At 59.1% G+C, this 16095-nt stretch carries 16 protein-coding genes and 1 pseudogene; 8 read left to right on the top strand and 9 right to left on the bottom strand.

The features are described from left to right. The first annotated feature begins 189 nt into the window (after nucleotides 1-189). Nucleotides 190-1872: a 30S ribosomal protein S1 gene (gene rpsA, locus BM275_RS21020; protein WP_003302488.1), complete on the top strand. Its 1683-nt coding sequence runs from the start codon at nucleotides 190-192 to the stop codon at nucleotides 1870-1872. A gap of 92 nt (nucleotides 1873-1964) precedes the next feature. On the opposite strand, the gene BM275_RS21015 is transcribed toward rpsA, so the two are convergent. Continuing rightward, nucleotides 1965-2408 (bottom strand): MarR family winged helix-turn-helix transcriptional regulator, encoded by a 444-nt coding sequence (locus BM275_RS21015; protein WP_090523380.1) that lies wholly within the window; start codon nucleotides 2406-2408, stop codon nucleotides 1965-1967. 80 nt (nucleotides 2409-2488) lie between these two features. Between BM275_RS21015 and BM275_RS21010 the strand changes: the two genes are divergently transcribed. Continuing rightward, nucleotides 2489-3655: an aminotransferase-like domain-containing protein gene (locus BM275_RS21010; RefSeq protein ID WP_090523410.1), complete on the top strand. Its 1167-nt coding sequence runs from the start codon at nucleotides 2489-2491 to the stop codon at nucleotides 3653-3655. Between the two features lie 39 nt (nucleotides 3656-3694). Next, complete coding sequence (locus BM275_RS21005; RefSeq protein ID WP_041014293.1) at nucleotides 3695-4297, top strand: glutathione S-transferase family protein; 603 nt, start codon at nucleotides 3695-3697, stop codon at nucleotides 4295-4297. 45 nt (nucleotides 4298-4342) lie between these two features. Here BM275_RS21005 and folE read toward each other — a convergent pair whose 3' ends face one another. The 3 genes from folE to BM275_RS20990 form a co-directional block, all read right to left on the bottom strand. Continuing rightward, nucleotides 4343-4888, bottom strand: a complete 546-nt coding sequence (folE, locus tag BM275_RS21000) for a GTP cyclohydrolase I FolE (RefSeq protein WP_003282585.1) — start codon at nucleotides 4886-4888, stop codon at nucleotides 4343-4345. A gap of 95 nt (nucleotides 4889-4983) precedes the next feature. Further along, entirely contained in the window at nucleotides 4984-5541 is a 558-nt protein-coding gene (locus tag BM275_RS20995) for a Smr/MutS family protein (RefSeq protein ID WP_090523378.1), read from the bottom strand. Nucleotides 5542-5681: 140 nt separating this feature from the next. Beyond that, nucleotides 5682-6278, bottom strand: a complete 597-nt coding sequence (locus BM275_RS20990; RefSeq protein WP_014820638.1) for a cysteine hydrolase family protein — start codon at nucleotides 6276-6278, stop codon at nucleotides 5682-5684. A 312-nt stretch (nucleotides 6279-6590) separates the two neighbouring features. Here BM275_RS20990 and prmB point away from each other — a divergent pair, with 312 nt between their 5' ends. The 5 genes from prmB (at nucleotide 6591) to rluB (ending at nucleotide 11828) form a co-directional block, all read left to right on the top strand. Next, on the top strand, nucleotides 6591-7514 hold the full coding sequence (gene prmB / locus BM275_RS20985; protein WP_090523375.1) for a 50S ribosomal protein L3 N(5)-glutamine methyltransferase: 924 nt from the start codon (nucleotides 6591-6593) through the stop codon (nucleotides 7512-7514). Between the two features lie 236 nt (nucleotides 7515-7750). Beyond that, entirely contained in the window at nucleotides 7751-9220 is a 1470-nt protein-coding gene (gene zwf / locus BM275_RS20980; RefSeq protein ID WP_090523373.1) for a glucose-6-phosphate dehydrogenase, read from the top strand. After that, nucleotides 9207-9920: a 6-phosphogluconolactonase gene (pgl, locus tag BM275_RS20975; protein ID WP_090523370.1), complete on the top strand. Its 714-nt coding sequence runs from the start codon at nucleotides 9207-9209 to the stop codon at nucleotides 9918-9920. Before zwf ends, pgl begins: the two co-directional genes overlap by 14 nt. A 17-nt stretch (nucleotides 9921-9937) precedes the next feature. After that, complete coding sequence (locus BM275_RS20970; RefSeq protein WP_090523367.1) at nucleotides 9938-10582, top strand: bifunctional 4-hydroxy-2-oxoglutarate aldolase/2-dehydro-3-deoxy-phosphogluconate aldolase; 645 nt, start codon at nucleotides 9938-9940, stop codon at nucleotides 10580-10582. A 112-nt stretch (nucleotides 10583-10694) separates the two neighbouring features. Further along, a complete protein-coding gene (rluB, locus tag BM275_RS20965) occupies nucleotides 10695-11828 on the top strand; it encodes a 23S rRNA pseudouridine(2605) synthase RluB (RefSeq protein WP_090523365.1) in 1134 nt (377 codons plus the stop codon). Nucleotides 11829-11895: 67 nt separating this feature from the next. Here the strand turns inward: rluB and BM275_RS20960 are convergent, their stop codons facing one another. From BM275_RS20960 to BM275_RS20940, 5 genes and pseudogenes are all read right to left on the bottom strand, one after another. Further along, on the bottom strand, nucleotides 11896-12636 hold the full coding sequence (locus tag BM275_RS20960) for a YciK family oxidoreductase (protein WP_014820632.1): 741 nt from the start codon (nucleotides 12634-12636) through the stop codon (nucleotides 11896-11898). An 86-nt stretch (nucleotides 12637-12722) separates the two neighbouring features. Next, nucleotides 12723-13394 carry an N-acetylmuramic acid 6-phosphate phosphatase MupP gene (gene mupP, locus BM275_RS20955; RefSeq protein WP_090523361.1) on the bottom strand — a complete coding sequence of 224 codons (672 nt, stop codon included), beginning with the start codon at nucleotides 13392-13394 and terminating at the stop codon, nucleotides 12723-12725. Beyond that, a complete protein-coding gene (ubiG, locus tag BM275_RS20950) occupies nucleotides 13394-14092 on the bottom strand; it encodes a bifunctional 2-polyprenyl-6-hydroxyphenol methylase/3-demethylubiquinol 3-O-methyltransferase UbiG (protein WP_023444774.1) in 699 nt (232 codons plus the stop codon). Before ubiG ends, mupP begins: the two co-directional genes overlap by 1 nt. Before the next feature lie 146 nt (nucleotides 14093-14238). Then, on the bottom strand, nucleotides 14239-15576 hold the full coding sequence (locus BM275_RS20945) for a TRZ/ATZ family hydrolase (protein WP_090523360.1): 1338 nt from the start codon (nucleotides 15574-15576) through the stop codon (nucleotides 14239-14241). Nucleotides 15577-15822: 246 nt separating this feature from the next. After that, nucleotides 15823-16095, bottom strand: a pseudogene (locus BM275_RS20940) (hypothetical protein); the annotation flags it as partial.

Below are 16095 nucleotides of genomic sequence, written 5' to 3'. Positions count from 1 at the left end.
AACGCCGAAAGGCGGCCAAACGGATCTTGAGTAGGCACAGCCAGCAGGCTGCGCATCTCGGGGCCGTTAACAAGGAGGCATGTGGGAGACCAGATCCAGTCCCGCAGGCCTTTTTTTATATGAATGAACCCACATTGTCTGGAATGTGGAGATTGGGCGGATTCTCGCCTGAAAACAGCAGGAATCAACATGAGCGAAAGCTTCGCAGAACTATTTGAAGAAAGCCTTAAATCCCTCGACATGCAGCCGGGTGCCATCATCACCGGCATCGTGGTCGACATCGACGGTGACTGGGTCACCGTGCATGCCGGCCTCAAGTCCGAGGGCGTCATCCCGGTCGAGCAGTTCTACAACGAGCAGGGCGAGCTGACCATCAAGGTGGGTGACGAGGTCCACGTTGCTCTGGACGCGGTTGAAGATGGCTTTGGCGAAACCAAGCTGTCCCGTGAAAAAGCCAAGCGCGCGGAATCCTGGATTGTTCTGGAAGCGGCTTTCGCTGCAGAAGAAGTGGTCAAGGGCGTCATCAACGGCAAAGTCAAAGGTGGCTTCACCGTCGACGTCAACGGCATTCGTGCGTTCCTGCCGGGTTCCCTGGTCGATGTCCGCCCTGTGCGCGACACCACCCACCTGGAAGGCAAAGAGCTCGAGTTCAAGGTCATCAAGCTGGACCAGAAGCGCAACAACGTTGTCGTTTCCCGCCGCAGCGTACTGGAAGCCGAGAACAGCGCCGAGCGCGAAGCTCTGCTCGAGTCTCTGCAGGAAGGTCAGCAGGTCAAAGGTATCGTCAAGAACCTCACCGACTACGGTGCGTTCGTTGACCTGGGCGGCGTCGATGGTCTGCTGCACATCACCGACATGGCCTGGAAGCGTATCAAGCATCCGTCGGAGATCGTCAACGTTGGCGACGAGATCGATGTCAAGGTTCTGAAGTTCGACCGCGAGCGCAACCGTGTATCGCTGGGCCTGAAGCAGCTGGGCGAAGACCCATGGGTTGCCATCAAGGCTCGTTACCCGGAAGGCACCCGTGTTCAGGCTCGCGTCACCAACCTCACCGACTACGGCTGCTTTGCCGAGCTGGAAGAAGGCGTCGAAGGTCTGGTACACGTTTCCGAAATGGATTGGACCAACAAGAACATCCACCCGTCGAAGGTCGTACAGGTCGGCGACGAAGTGGAAGTCATGGTTCTGGACATCGACGAAGAGCGTCGTCGCATCTCCCTGGGTATCAAGCAGTGCAAGTCCAACCCATGGGAAGACTTCTCTGGCCAGTTCAACAAGGGCGACCGCATCTCCGGCACCATCAAGTCGATCACCGATTTCGGTATCTTCATTGGTCTGGACGGCGGCATCGACGGCCTGGTTCACCTGTCCGACATCTCCTGGAACGAGCCGGGTGAAGAAGCCGTTCGCCGCTTCAAGAAGGGCGACGAGCTGGATACCGTCATCCTGTCGGTCGATCCGGAGCGTGAGCGCATCTCCCTGGGCATCAAGCAGCTGGAAGACGATCCGTTCTCCAACTACGCCGCCGTCAATGACAAGGGCAGCATCGTTCGCGGTACCGTGAAAGAAGTTGACGCCAAAGGCGCCATCATCGATCTGGGCAACGATATCGAAGCCACTCTGAAAGCTTCCGAAATCAGCCGCGACCGCGTTGAAGATGCGCGCAACGTGCTGAAGGAAGGCGACGAAGTTGAAGCCAAGATCATCAGCATCGACCGCAAGTCCCGCGTGATCAGCCTGTCCATCAAGTCCAAAGACGTCGAAGACGAAAAGGATGCGATGAAAGAGCTGCGCACCAAGCAGGACGTAGAAAGCACTGGCCCGACCACCATTGGTGATCTGATCCGTGCTCAGATGGAAAACCAGAACTAAGTTCGGGTTCTTCATGAAAAAGGGCGACTTCGGTCGCCCTTTTTTTTGCCCGCGATTCCGGCGTGGTGAAGCGGCCCGCCTCTTGAGGGCTGCTAGCCTCTGGCTTTCTCCATAGCGAGCGCTTGGTTGACCGCGAGCCAGCCGTCTACCGCTTGTTCACCCACATCATCGAAAGCCCTTTGCAGCAGACGGACCTGCTCTCTGCGCAAGGCCTGCTCCAGCTTCGCCCCCTCTGTGGTAAAGCGCAGCATGCGCTTTCGCTTGTCATCCTCTGCAGTCAGGCTCTCCACCAAGTGCATTTCGATCAACTGGCGTAGCGGTGTATTCAGTGCCTGCTTGGAGACACCGAGATAGCTCAGCAACTCCTTAACGCTCAGGTCCGGGTAGCTAGCGATAAAGAAAAGAATGCGGTGGTGCACACGGGACAGGCCGCGGCGGGCGAGCATTTCGTCAGGCTTGGCCGTGAAGGCCTGATAGCCGAGAAAGAAACGCTCCATGATCTGGCGCTGCACTGCGCTTTTTTTTAGGTCAGGCATATTGACGTATTTATCGTGAGAGGCGTAATTTCGGTCAAGAAGTTTGACTTATTTTGCAGCGCCTCGCATCTGGTATGGAAATGGCCTTCTCCGAACGTATTACTCGCCTTAAAAGCTCTCTCATTCGTGAAATCCTCGCTGCAGCCCAGCGCCCGGAAGTGATGTCCTTCGCTGGCGGGTTGCCGGCTGAGGCGATGCTGCCGATCGTTGATTGGGCAGAGCTGCCCGCAAGCATGGGGCAGTATGGGATGAGCGAAGGCGAGCCCGCTCTCCGTGAACTTATTGCCGCCCAGGCGCGGGCGCTTGGCGTGCCTTGCGAAGCCAGTCAGGTGTTGATCGTCAGTGGCTCGCAGCAGACGCTGGATCTCGCGTCGAAGCTGTTTATCGACTCGGGGACAGAGGTACTGGTCGAGGCGCCAACCTATCTCGCTGCTCTGCAGTCCTTTCAATTGTTCGGAGCTGAATGTCTGGCAGTTCCCCAGCAGGCGGATGGTCCGGATTTGGCTGCCCTGCGCGCAACGCTGGAGCAGCACGAGCCTGCTTTCGCCTATCTGATTCCTACGTTCCAGAATCCATCCGCCATTCGCTACAGCGAAGCCAAGCGTGATGCTGTCGCAGCATTGCTGGATGAGTTTGGCGTGACGCTGCTCGAGGACGAGCCATATCGTGAGCTGGTATTCGATCAGGGCAGTGCCAAGCCGATCGTCTCGCGTCTGAAACGTGCTAGCTGGATCTACACTGGTACGGTGTCCAAGACGCTGCTGCCTGGCTTGCGGGTGGGGTATCTGATCGCCTCGCCGGATCTGTTCCCTTATTTGCTACGACTGAAGCAGTCGGCTGATCTACATACCAACCGCATTGGGCAGTGGCAGGCGCTGCAGTGGCTGGGTAGCGAGCGGTATCAGGCGCATCTGGCGGAGCTTCGCGATTTCTATCGCGTTCGTCGTGATGCCATGCAGGCTGCGCTCAGCGAGCACTTCGGTGATCTCGCGACCTGGCAGCTGCCGCAGGGAGGGCTGTTCTTCTGGCTGACGCTGAAGCAGCCGCTGGATACGCGAACCCTGCTTGATCGGGCGCTCGCCAATGATGTGGTGTTCATGCCTGGTGAGCCCTTTTTCGTGGACCCGGACGCTAATCCCGGTTATCTGCGGCTGAACTTCAGCCATGTGGCTGCTGAGAGAATGGAAGAAGGGGTGCGTCGTCTGGCGCAGGTCATCCGCGAAGGTAAAACGCTGGAAGCCGCCTGAGGTATCGCTGACCTGCGTTGTGGGTCGATGGGAGGGAGCATGTTGAAAGTCTATGGTGATTTCCGGTCGGGTAATTGCTACAAGGTCAAGCTGATGCTGCACCTGCTGGACCAGTCGTACGAATGGATTCCGATCAATATCCTTCGTGGTGAGTCCCGCTCCGAGGAGTTTCTCAAGAAGAACCCTAATGGCAAGATTCCGGTTCTTGAGTTGGAGGATGGCGCCTGCCTGTGGGAGTCCAACGCAATCCTCAACTATCTGGCCGACGGCAGCGAGTTTCTGCCAGCGGACCCGCGGCTGCGTACCCAGGTGCTGCAGTGGCAGTTCTTCGAGCAGTACAGCCATGAGCCGTTCCTGGCTGTCGCCCGCTATATCAAGGTGTATCTCGGCATGCCCGAGGATCGCCGTGAGGAGTACGAGGCCAAGCAGCTCGATGGCTACCATGCGTTGAACGTTATGGAGCAGCAGTTGCTACGCACGCCCTACCTGGTGGGTGAGCATTACTCGATTGCCGACGTTGCGCTGTATGCCTACACGCATGTGGCTGAAGAGGGAGGGTTCAGCCTCGAAGGCTATCCCGCAATTCGCCGATGGCTGCAGCGTGTCGCCAGTCATCCGCGGCATGTCGGCATGTACGATTGAACGAAAAACAGGGCCGCAAAGCCCTGTTTTAATGTGGGCTCGGTGCTATTTCACCAAGCCGAGAAACTCGCTACGGGTCGCGGCGTTATCGCGGAACTGACCCAGCATCACCGATGTGACCATGGACGAGTTTTGCTTCTCCACGCCGCGCATCATCATGCACATGTGCTGGGCTTCGATGACCACTGCAACGCCAGATGCGCCGGTAACCTGCTGCATCGCCTCGGCGATTTCACGGGTCAGGTTTTCCTGAATCTGCAGGCGGCGCGCATACATATCCACAATACGAGCGACCTTTGACAGGCCGAGTACCTTGCCATTGGGAAGATACGCAACGTGTGCCTTGCCGATGAAAGGCAGCATGTGATGCTCGCACAGTGAGTACAGCTCGATATTCTTGACCAGCACCATCTCGCTGTTATCTGACGTGAACAGCGCGCCGTTGGTGACTTCCTCGAGGGTTTGCTGATAGCCCTTGCACAGGTACTGCATGGCTTTGGCGGCGCGCTTGGGCGTGTCGAGCAGACCTTCGCGGCTAACGTCCTCGCCGAGTTGGCCGAGGATCGCGGTGTAGTGTTGTTCCAGGGACATTGAGCTACCTGTCAGGCTTCATGGGGTCGCGAACGCGAAGGGTAGGGGGCCGCCGCTCGGCTGGCAAGTATGGCGAGCGAGACGCTGGCCTCGGCTCATTCGTCCCGGCCTTCAAGCATGGTGCGTTTGAGCATCACGTAAATGGCGCCGGTGCCGCCATGGCGTGGCAGGCAGGAGGTGAAGCCAAGCACTTGCGGATGCTGCCGCAACCAGGTGTTGACGTGGCTCTTGATCAGTGGCCGCTTGCCGTCGAGCCTTGCCGCCTTGCCATGGGTCACGCGAACGCAGCGCACTTCGAGGCGCGTCGCTTCGGCGATGAAGTCCCATAATAGCTCCCGGGCTTTCTCGACGCTCATGCCATGCAGGTCGAGACTTCCCACGAATGGGATCTGGCCGGCTTTGAGCTTGCGGACCTGACTGTCCTGAACCCCGTCGCGGGCCCAATAAAGCTCGTCCTCGGCACCTACATCGATGACGAACTGATCCGATAATCCGTCGACGCGCGTGGTTTCGTTGCTGACGGTGGCGTTGCTGCGGCGAGTCGCGATCTGTTCGCGATTGCTGCGCACTTTGCCGGTTTCGGCGCGGTCGTGCTTGATCGGCTTGACGCCGCGCACAGCCGATTGGAAGAGAGAGAAGTCGTCGTCTTGCATGGGGCCTCCAAACAGGATGGCAGTTTACCCCAGCCACAGCGCCTGGCGGACGAGCTTCCATCCAGGCGTACTTTTGCTTGCATCATGCAGAGAGTGTCTGGAAAGGCTGCCAGCTCGTTCGACGTTCGGGTAGTGGGTCTTCAGCGCGCCAGCGCCGCAGCGTCTTGCACGCAAACGGCAAAGTTGTCGGCAAGAATGGTCATCTCGATGCGGTGCACCTGTTCGGCATCGATGCTGCCTTCGCCCATCGGCAGATTGCGTGTGGCACAGGCGCTGTCCACCAGTGTGCAGCGATAGCCGTAATCCTTGGCGGCGCGAACCGTTGTGCTGATGCTGGAGTGGGTCATGAAGCCGCAAACGATCAAATCCAGGCGACCCAGTTTCTGCAGCAGTTCGTGGAGCTCGGTGCCGGAGAAAGCGTTCGGCAGGCGTTTGGCAACCACTGCCTCACCGGGCAGTGGTGCAGCCTCCGGCATGATCTGTCCACGGAAGCCCTGCGGATCGAAAAGACCACCGCTGATACCCAGGTGATGCACGTGCACGATCGGCGCGCCAGCTTCGCGCGCAGCTGCCAGTAGACGGGTGATTTCCGGAAGTGCCCGATCCAGGGCAGGCAGGGCAAGAACACCACTGCGGTACTCTTCCTGCACATCGATGACCAGCAAGGTGGCATTCGTCAGCGTCGCCGGGTTGTAGCTGCGGCCACTGAGCTGAAGCATGGTCTGTGGCTTGGTCATTTTCGGCTCCTTGTGCTGTGAGGGGGCCGATTGTGGCGCCAGAATGCGCCGATGTGAACCGTCCGGCTCATGTTTCGCTGGTCGTTGTGCTGACTGCTCGGTCGAACTGCATGGGCGCACGATATGTCGGAGATATCGAGTCCCGACTGCGAACCGAAGGGTAATGCCGGTCGCACGCCTGGTGTTGAAACGAATTGAGTATTTACAGCCCAAGTGGATGGCTCGAGAGCCTTGCTCGCGTGGCCTTAGCAGACATGGCTCGGATTTTCGTATGCCTGCTACACTCGCGCCCTTTTTACAGGAGATGCCCTTGTGACCGCTTCGCTCTCCCGCTTGCGTACGCTGCGTGACCATATCCGCTGGGCCGTCAGCCGGTTTCAGGCGGAGCAGTTGTTCTTCGGCCATGGCACCGACAATGCCTGGGATGACGCGCGCCAGTTGGTGCTGGGTGCGCTACACCTGCCATGGGAAATGGCTGACAGCTATCTGGATTGCCGCCTCGAGCTCGACGAGTGCGAGCATTTACAGGAACTGCTGCGTCGCCGTATTGAGGAACGCGTGCCGACCGCTTATCTCCTCGGGCAAGCCTGGTTCTGCGGCTTGCCCTTCATCGTCGACGAGCGCGTGCTGATCCCACGTTCGCCGATTGGTGAGCTGATCGAGCACCGCTTCGAACCCTGGCTGCCTGGCACGCCCAAGCGGATTCTCGATCTGTGCGCGGGGTCGGGCTGCATCGGCATCGCATGCGCTTACGAGTTTCTCAAGGCCGAGGTGGTGCTCGCTGACCTGTCGTTCGATGCGATCGAGGTCGCCAACCAAAACATCGAGCATCACGGACTCGAAGAGCGGGTTTATACCGTGCAGAGCGATGGCTTCAACGGGCTGCCAAATCAACGTTTCGATCTGATCGTTTCCAATCCTCCATATGTCGATGCCGAAGATTTCGACGACATGCCGGCTGAGTTTCATCACGAGCCGGCTCTTGGCCTGGCATGCGGTGAAGACGGGCTGGATCTGGTGCGACGTATGCTCGCCGAGGCCGCGGATCACCTCACTGACGATGGCATCCTGATCGTCGAAGTGGGAAATAGTCAGGTTCATGTCCAGGCCCTTTATCCCGAAGTGGATTTCACCTGGCTGGAGTTCTCGCGCGGCGGGCATGGTGTCTTCCTGCTTGCGGCGCAGCAGTGCCGTAAGCATCAAGCCCTGTTCCGTGCACGCGTCGCGGGAAGCTGACTCGCTCCGTGCCCTTTAACGACCGAGCTGTCGCGCTCAGGTGTTTGCGCTGTTCCTGTGGGCACGGGCAACCTTGGGATTTTCCCGTCGACTGCTGAGCATTTGAGCCGCTGAGTGGTCTGTAGCATGTGGCGTCTGATCGGAAGGCGAGGAGCGCGATATCCTCGCTATCGTTGACCGATCATCGTCGTGCTCGCGCTGCACGTCATTGAACCCTGCATTCAAGCGGACGGATCATGCCAGGCATTACGGTAGAACCCATCACATTCGCGTTGTTCGGTGCCTTGGGCGACCTTGCGTTGCGCAAGCTGTTTCCCGCGCTGTATCAGTTGGATCGCGCCGGCCTGCTACATGCCGATACCCAGATACTGGCGCTATCGCGTGAGAGCGCCGAGCCGGCCACGCACAAGGCGCGAATCGAGCAAGCATTGCGTACGCGGGTTCCCAAGGGCGAGCTCGATGAGCAGGCGCTCAGTCGTTTCAGCGCCCGGCTTCACTATCTGGCGATGGATTTTCGTCGAGCTGAGGATTACATGGCGCTGCGTGACTGCGTGCCGGCCGAGCAGCCCCTGATCGGCTATTTCGCGACACCCGCGGCGGTCTACGGTGATATCTGCAGGTTCCTGGCTACGGCAGGGCTCGCCGAGCAGGCGCGCGTCGTTCTGGAAAAGCCCATCGGTCATGACTTGGCTTCTTCGCGTGTCATCAACGATGCGGTCGCCGAGCACTTTCCCGAGAGCCGCATCTATCGCATCGACCACTATCTCGGCAAGGAAACGGTACAGAACCTCATCGCGCTACGCTTCGCCAACAGCCTGTTCGAGACGCAGTGGGACCAGCACCATATCTCCCATGTAGAAATCACCGTGGCCGAAACGGTCGGCATCGAAGGACGCTGGGGTTATTTCGACCAGGCCGGACAACTGCGCGACATGGTTCAGAACCATTTGCTGCAACTGCTCTGCCTGATCGCCATGGACCCGCCGAGCAACCTGACTGCGGACAGCATCCGCGATGAAAAGGTAAAGGTCCTCAAGGCGCTGGCACCGATCACTGCCGAATCCCTTCATCAGCGGGTGGTGCGGGGCCAATACGCAGCCGGCAACGTTGCTGGTGTCTCGGTGCCTGGCTACCTGGATGAGGAGAACTCGAATGCCGAAAGCAGTACGGAAACCTTCGTCGCGTTGCGTGCCGATATCTGCAACTGGCGCTGGTCGGGCGTGCCGTTCTATCTGCGAACCGGCAAACGCATGGCGCAGAAGCTTTCGCAGATCGTGATTCATTTCAAGGAGCCACCCTTCTATATCTTCGCGCCCGAGCAGCGAGCGCTGATCAGCAATCGCCTGATCATTCGACTGCAGCCTGACGAGGGCATCTCGCTGCAGGTGATGACCAAGGAGCAGGGGTTGGACAAGGGCATGCATCTGCGCAGCGGACCCTTGCAGCTGAACTTCTCCGAAACCTACAAGAGCACGCGCATTCCAGACGCCTACGAGCGCCTCCTGCTTGAGGTCATGCAGGGCAACCAGAACCTGTTCGTGCGCAGAGATGAAATCGAGTACGCATGGCAATGGTGCGATCAGCTGATCGAGGGCTGGAATCGTCTCGGCGCAGAGCTCAAGCTTTATCCCGCTGGCTCCTGGGGGCCAGTCGCTTCGATTGCACTGATCACACGCGATGGGAGGGCGTGGTATGGCGATCTCTGAACTGGATCTTCCTACCGGTGTGGTGGCGCATAGTTCGGCCAATCCGCAGCTGCAAGCTGAACTGATGGCTGACAATGTGGCCAAGGCCTTGGCGTACGCGGTACAAACCCATGGCATCGCCAGTCTCGTCGTATCCGGTGGGCGTAGTCCGATTGCATTCTTCGAAGCCCTGTCGATACGAGAATTAAACTGGTCGAAGGTGCAGATCAGCCTGGCTGACGAACGCTGGGTACCTGCGACCAATCCGGCCAGCAACGAAGGCTTGGTGCGGCGCCATTTGCTGCAGAACGCGGCACGTGAGGCGTGGCTGATCGGGCTGTACCACACGGCCGAATCCCTCGAGCAGGCCGCATCACTCGCTGATCAGGCCTTGGCGCAGCTGCAGCGGCCTATCGACGTGCTGATACTGGGAATGGGAGATGACGGTCATACGGCCTCGTTGTTCCCCGGCAACCCAAGGCTGGCGCATGCGTTGCGCGATGACTGCCTGGAGCAGTGCCTGCCGATGCAGGCGCCGGTCGATCCGCAGGCACGTCTGACAATGACCTATCCGCTGCTCGCTGGTGCTCGAATGCAGTGCCTGGCTATCCAGGGTGCTGACAAGCTCGAAACCCTGCGCGCGGCGCTGAATGTCGATCCGCTGCAGATGCCGATTCGCGCATTCCTGCATTCCCCGCTCGAAATCTATTGGTGCCCGTGAGGCCCGAGGACTTCCGCATGACCATGGACCAGAAGAACGCTCTGATTGAACGAATCTGTGTAGAGTCGAGGATTCTGCCGGTCATCACCATCGGTAGCGAAGAGCAGATCCTGCCTCTTGCTGATGCATTGGCTGCTGGCGGCCTTCGTACACTGGAGATCACCCTGCGATCCAGTCATGGCCTGACAGCCATTCGACGGCTACGTGAAGAGCGTCCTGATCTTTGCATCGGCGCTGGTACCGTTCTGGACCGACGCATGATGGATGAAGTGGAGGCGGCAGGGGCGCAGTTCATCGTCACACCCGGTTCCACGCGGGAAATCCTGGAAGCGGGGGTGAGCTGCTCGGTGCCACTGCTGCCAGGCACCAGTAGCGCATCGGATGTTATGGAGGGCTACGCGCTGGGTTATCGCGGCTTCAAGCTCTTCCCGGCAGAGATCTGTGGCGGCATCGCTGCGCTGAAGGCGCTCGGCGGCCCCTTTGCCGACGTGCGTTTCTGCCCGACCGGCGGCGTGAACGCAGCAAATGCCGCGCAATATCTGTCCCTGGCGAACGTGATGTGCGTCGGTGGTACCTGGATGATCGTTGGTGCGAGCCTCAGTTCGGGCGACTGGGCCGGTATTCAGCAACGCACTGTTCAGGCGCTGGCCGCACTGGGGTGATCTCGCCAGCGCACGTCGGGATCACTGCTACGCCGTGGTTGGTGCGTAGCTGCAGCGATGCGCGTATAATTCGCGCCCTTTCAATCGGATTGCCACACCGGGAGGTGCCCAGATGACCGAGCACGAAGAAACAAGCACTCACGTTACTCACGGCGAAAAGCTGCAGAAAGTCCTGGCCCGTCTGGGCATGGCTTCGCGCCGCGATGTCGAAAAATGGATTTCCGAAGGCCGTGTCAAGGTCAATGGCGCGGTTGCGAGCCTGGGCCAGCGCGTCGATTCTCATGATGCGATTGCAGTCGACGGTCGCCTGCTCAAGCGGGAAGAAGTCAGCGAAGTAGTCCGCCGCGTACTGATCTACAACAAGCCGGACGGCGAGATCTGCACACGCAACGATCCGGAAGGGCGCACGACGGTATTTGATCGTCTGCCGCGCCCGAAGGAGGGGAGGTGGATCAATATCGGTCGCCTTGACATCAACACCACCGGCCTGCTGCTGTTCACCACCGACGGCGAACTGGCCAACCGCCTCATGCATCCATCCTATGAGATGGACCGCGAGTACGCGGTGCGGGTGCGTGGGGAAGTCGACGACGAGATGATCGAAAGGCTGAAGACCGGCGTGATGCTCGAAGACGGTCCGGCACGCTTCACCGACATCCAGGAGGCGCCCGGCGGTGAAGGCTTCAACCATTGGTATCACTGCGTGGTGATGGAAGGCCGTAACCGCGAGGTTCGCCGTCTCTGGGAATCGCAGGGACTGGTCGTGAGTCGATTGAAGCGTGTGCGTTTCGGTCCGGTCTTCATGACCTCCGATCTGCCGATGGGACGCTGGCGTGAAATGTCGCAAACCGAGGTGGACATTCTCAGCCAGGAAGTCGGGCTAAAGCCGGTTGCACTGCCGAGCATGAAAGCGAAGGCCAAGGAAAAGATCGACCGCATGCAGCGTAAGGTGGCGAAGCCGCTGAGCCGCGGTGAGCGGCGACCTCGGGTGCTGCGTTCGTCAAGCGAGGCCGATGTGCCTGTGTCGGAAAAGCCGCGGGCACCGAGGGGTAGCGAAGGCGGGCGCAAGCCGCGTGTCAGCGACGGGCGTAGTGAGAAGCCTCGCGGAACGCCGGTCGCTGAGCGTCCGGGCGAGACGCGTAAAGGTGGTAAGCGTAGTGACGGGGCAGGGCGTCCGTCGGGGCCAGGTAAAAGGCCGGCCGGAGATGGTCAGCGTCCAGGCTTCGGGCGTAGCAAACGCACCTGATCGTTGTATCCAGCGCTGCGCAGTGGGGGCGAAGCCGCTGCGCAGCGTTTTGTTTTGGAAGGCTTGGTTATTGCGCGTCCAGCGCCTGACCATTCACCCCGATGCTGTCCGGGCCCATCAGGTACAGATAGACAGGCATGATTTCCTCTGGGAGCGGGTTCACCAGCGGGTTCTCGCCGGGATAAGCCTTCGCGCGCATGTCGGTACGAGTGGCCCCCGGATTGACGCTGTTGGCGCGGACCGCAGCGGTGTCATCCAGTTCATCCGCCAGCACCTGCATTAGCCCTTCGGTGGCAAACTTCGATACGGCGTAGGCGCCCCAATATGCACGCCCCTTGCGGCCGACACTGCTCGACGTGAAGATCACCGAAGCGTCCTTGGCTAGCTTCAGCAGCGGCAGCAGTGTGCTCGTCAACATGAACATTGCGTTCACATTCACCTGCATCACGCGCATGAAATTGTCGCCGGACAACTGCTCGAGCGGCGTCCGCGGACCAACGATCGCCGCGTTATGCAAAAGGCCGTCGAGATGACCGAACTCGCGCTCGATCATGGCGGCCAGTTCGTCGTACTGGTGCGGCAGCGCGGTTTCCAGATTGAACGGAATAACGGCAGGACGAGGATGGCCCGCGGCTTCGATGTCATCGTAAACCCGGTTCAGGTTGTCTTCATTCTTGCCAAGCAGCAGTACGGTTGCTCCGTGTGCCGCATAGGCTTTCGCGGCAGCTTCGCCGATGCCGCGGCCGGCTCCCGTAACCAGAATGGTGCGCCCAGCGAGCAAGTCGGGGCGGGCGGAATACTCGAACATCGGATGCCTCTTGAATCGATGGTAGGTGGCGCCCGGACGAATGTTCGCCGGACGATAAAGCTAGGAAGGTTTGCGCTGTCGCCGTTTCAGCAACTGCACAGTGCTCTATCCAGGACTTGCCGGAGCTCCAGCGGGTGGTCTACCACCACATCAGCGCCCCAGTTTCCCGGGTTGTCTTCGGGGTGAATGTAGCCGTACCGCACTGCGGCTGTACGACTGCCTGCCGCGCGGCCTGATTCGATGTCTCGCAGGTCGTCGCCGACGAACAGAACCGCGGATGGGTCAAGGTCGAGCTGGCTGCACGCCAGAAGCATGGGTTCGGGATCAGGTTTGCTCTTGGTGACATGATCAGGGCAGATCAGCACAGCGGAGCGGGAAGCCAGGCCCAGCTGAAGCATGATCGGTTCGGCGAAGCGCAGCGGCTTGTTGGTCACTACGCCCCAGATCAGGTTCGCCCGTTCGATCTCGTCGAGCAGTTCGGCCATACCATCGTAAAGATGACTGTGCACCGCGCAGTTCTCCTGATACCGAGCAAGGAACTCGAGACGCAGCTCTTCGAACTCAGCCGATAGTGGGTCGACCTCGAAAGCGCTGAGTACCATGGCCCTCGCGCCGCCTGACACGACATCACGAACCTGTTGTTCGGAAACCGGTGCCAGCCCTCGGGCGGCTCGCATGGCTTGCACGACGGCAATGAAGTCAGGAGCGGTATCGAGCAGAGTACCGTCCATGTCGAACAGAACAGCGCGCAGGCGCATCATGCCTCCTTGATGGTCTGGACCATGTAGTTGACATCGACGTCCGCAGCCAGCTTGTAGTGCTTGGTGAGCGGATTGTAGGTAAGGCCGATGATGTCTTTGACGGCCAGGCCCGCATCGCGGCTCCAGGCACCCAACTCCGAGGGGCGGATGAACTTCTTGAAGTCGTGGGTACCGCGCGGCAATAGTTGCAATACGTACTCAGCGCCAATGATGGCGAATGCATAGGCTTTCGGGTTGCGGTTGATCGTCGAGAAGAAGACTTGTCCGCCTGGCTTGACCAGTGCACAGCAGGCCTGGATGACCGACGCCGGGTCCGGCACGTGCTCGAGCATTTCGAGACAGGTGACCACATCGAACTGCTCGGGAGCCTCCTCGGCCATGGCTTCGGCAGTGATCTGCCGATAATCGATTTCGAGTCCAGATTCCAGCAGGTGTAAGCGCGCTACCGAAAGCGGCGCCTCACCCATGTCTATACCGGTGACCTGAGCGCCTCGCTGAGCCATGGCTTCGCTGAGAATGCCGCCTCCGCAACCGATATCGATTACCTTCTTGCCCGCCAGAGCAATATGCTCGTCTATCCAGTTCACTCGCAGTGGATTGATCTCGTGAAGCGGCTTGAACTCGCTTTCGCGATCCCACCAACGATGTGCAAGGGCTTCGAATTTGGCGATTTCAGCGTGGTCGACGTTGCTCATGATCCGGTCCGTTTGAAAGCTTGAGGGAGAAGCTTGAGCTGCAAGGGCTCATGTTGCCAGCTTCAGCTAAGGTCGGGGCATCGTAGCCGCCGTGGTTCGTATGTCATTTGGTCGCGCAGAAGCTGTGTATGGTCGGTTTCACACCTTTAATGTTGATCGGTGCTCGAAATTCTCTCGCCCCATTGGCGAGCGTTCGCAATCACTTGCTGCTCATCCATTCGCGTAAGGCGGCCGCTCTCCAGCAGCTGCTTACCGCTTACCCATACATGTCGCACCGCGTCTCTACTGGTGGAGTAGATCAATTGGGATACCGGGTCGTATACCGGTTGTTGCGCCAGGCCGGAAAGATCCAGCGCGACCAGATCGGCGAACTTGCCTATCTCTAGAGAGCCGGTGTGCTCATCGATGCCCAGCGCTCGGGCGCCATTCAGTGTGGCCATGCGTAGAGCGCGATGGGCGTCCACTGCCGTGGCCGAGCCGGCGACGGCCTTCGCCAGCAGCGCAGCCGTACGAGTTTCGCCTAGCAAGTCCAGGTCGTTATTGCTTGCCGCCCCATCCGTGCCAACTGCCACGTTGATTCCTGCTTCCCAAAGGCGCTCGACCGGACAGAAGCCACTGGCGAGCTTGAGGTTGGATTCTGGGCAGTGAATAACGCTGCAATTATGCTCTGTGAGCAGCGCGAGATCGTCATCATCGACCTGGGTCATGTGCACTGCCTGAAAACGCGGCCCTAGCAGCTGCAATCTCGCTAGTCGCGCCAGCGGCCGCTCACCGTGTTTCCTCAGCGCCTCCTGGACTTCATGAGCGGTTTCATGGACGTGCATATGGATGCCTGCATCCATCTCCGCTACCAGAACGCGAATGCTTTCAAGTTTGTCGTCCGCAACCGAATAAGGAGCATGAGGCCCGAAGGCGATCGTGATTCGGGGGTGATGCTTGAGATCGTCGAACAGCGCTACACCGTTGCGTAGCGCTTCATCCGCATCGCGAGCGTCGGGAACCGGGAAGTCAAGAACCGGGATGGTGATCTGCGCTCGCACACCGTGCTTGTGTACCAGCTCGCTGACGACGCTGGGATAGAAGTACATGTCAGAAAAGCAGGTGATCCCACCTTTTAATTGCTCGGCGATTGCCAACTCGGTGCCACAGCGAACGAAATCCTCATCGACCCAACGCGACTCGGCTGGCCAGATGTGATCTTTAAGCCAGCGCTGCAGGGGCAGGTCATCAGCAAGTCCACGAAAAAGAGTCATCGCGGCATGGCCATGCGCATTGGTCAGACCTGGAGCGAGAAGCATACCCTCGAGCTCTCGCGTTTCTATCGCCTGATACTTGAGTGCTACGGCACGCGGAGCGATGAGCGCAATGCGTCCATCTCGAACGCCGAGGCCGTGCCCCTTCAACACCACGCCAGCCGGCTCCACCGGAACTAGCCAGGTCGGAAATAAAAGCAGATCGAGCGGTGCATCACTTTGCCGGGACATGTGAAGCCATGACTGAGGAGAAGAGGGCTAGTGTAATGGCTGGTGGCGTAGGATTGAAGAAACGAGATAGTCGCGATTTTTGCCGAGCATCCTTATATATAGCTGTGGCTGGTATCGCTCGTACGGACGGTACTTTTTGACTCGCTTGGCCGTCATCTGAATAAAACTGAAATAAACGGTTGACGTTGATTTTCAGGCTCCTATAATGCGCACCACTTCCGGCGCAGTCCTTAAGCAAAACCTGTTTTAAATCAAAAGGTTAGCGAAATAAAAGGGTTGCACGGATGGCGGATTCGAGTAGAATGCGCCGGGCTGGCAGGGTGGTGGTTGAATCCTGTTGGCGGCTTCGGTCGGGTTGATCGGAAGCGATTGAAAGAGGTGGTTGACAGCGGTTTTGAACGCTGTATGATTCGCCTCCCGCTGACGAGAGGCGCAAGTTGATCTGAAGCGCAAGCGGTTGAGAAGAAAGAAAAACTTCTTCAAAAACAGCTTGACAGGTAACAAGGCTGCTGTAGAATG

It is taken from the genome of Stutzerimonas kunmingensis (assembly GCF_900114065.1).
GTDB lineage: Bacteria > Pseudomonadota > Gammaproteobacteria > Pseudomonadales > Pseudomonadaceae > Stutzerimonas > Stutzerimonas kunmingensis.
The sequence above is the reverse complement of the archived record's forward strand: the minus strand, read 5'-3'. Positions and strand labels throughout refer to the sequence as shown.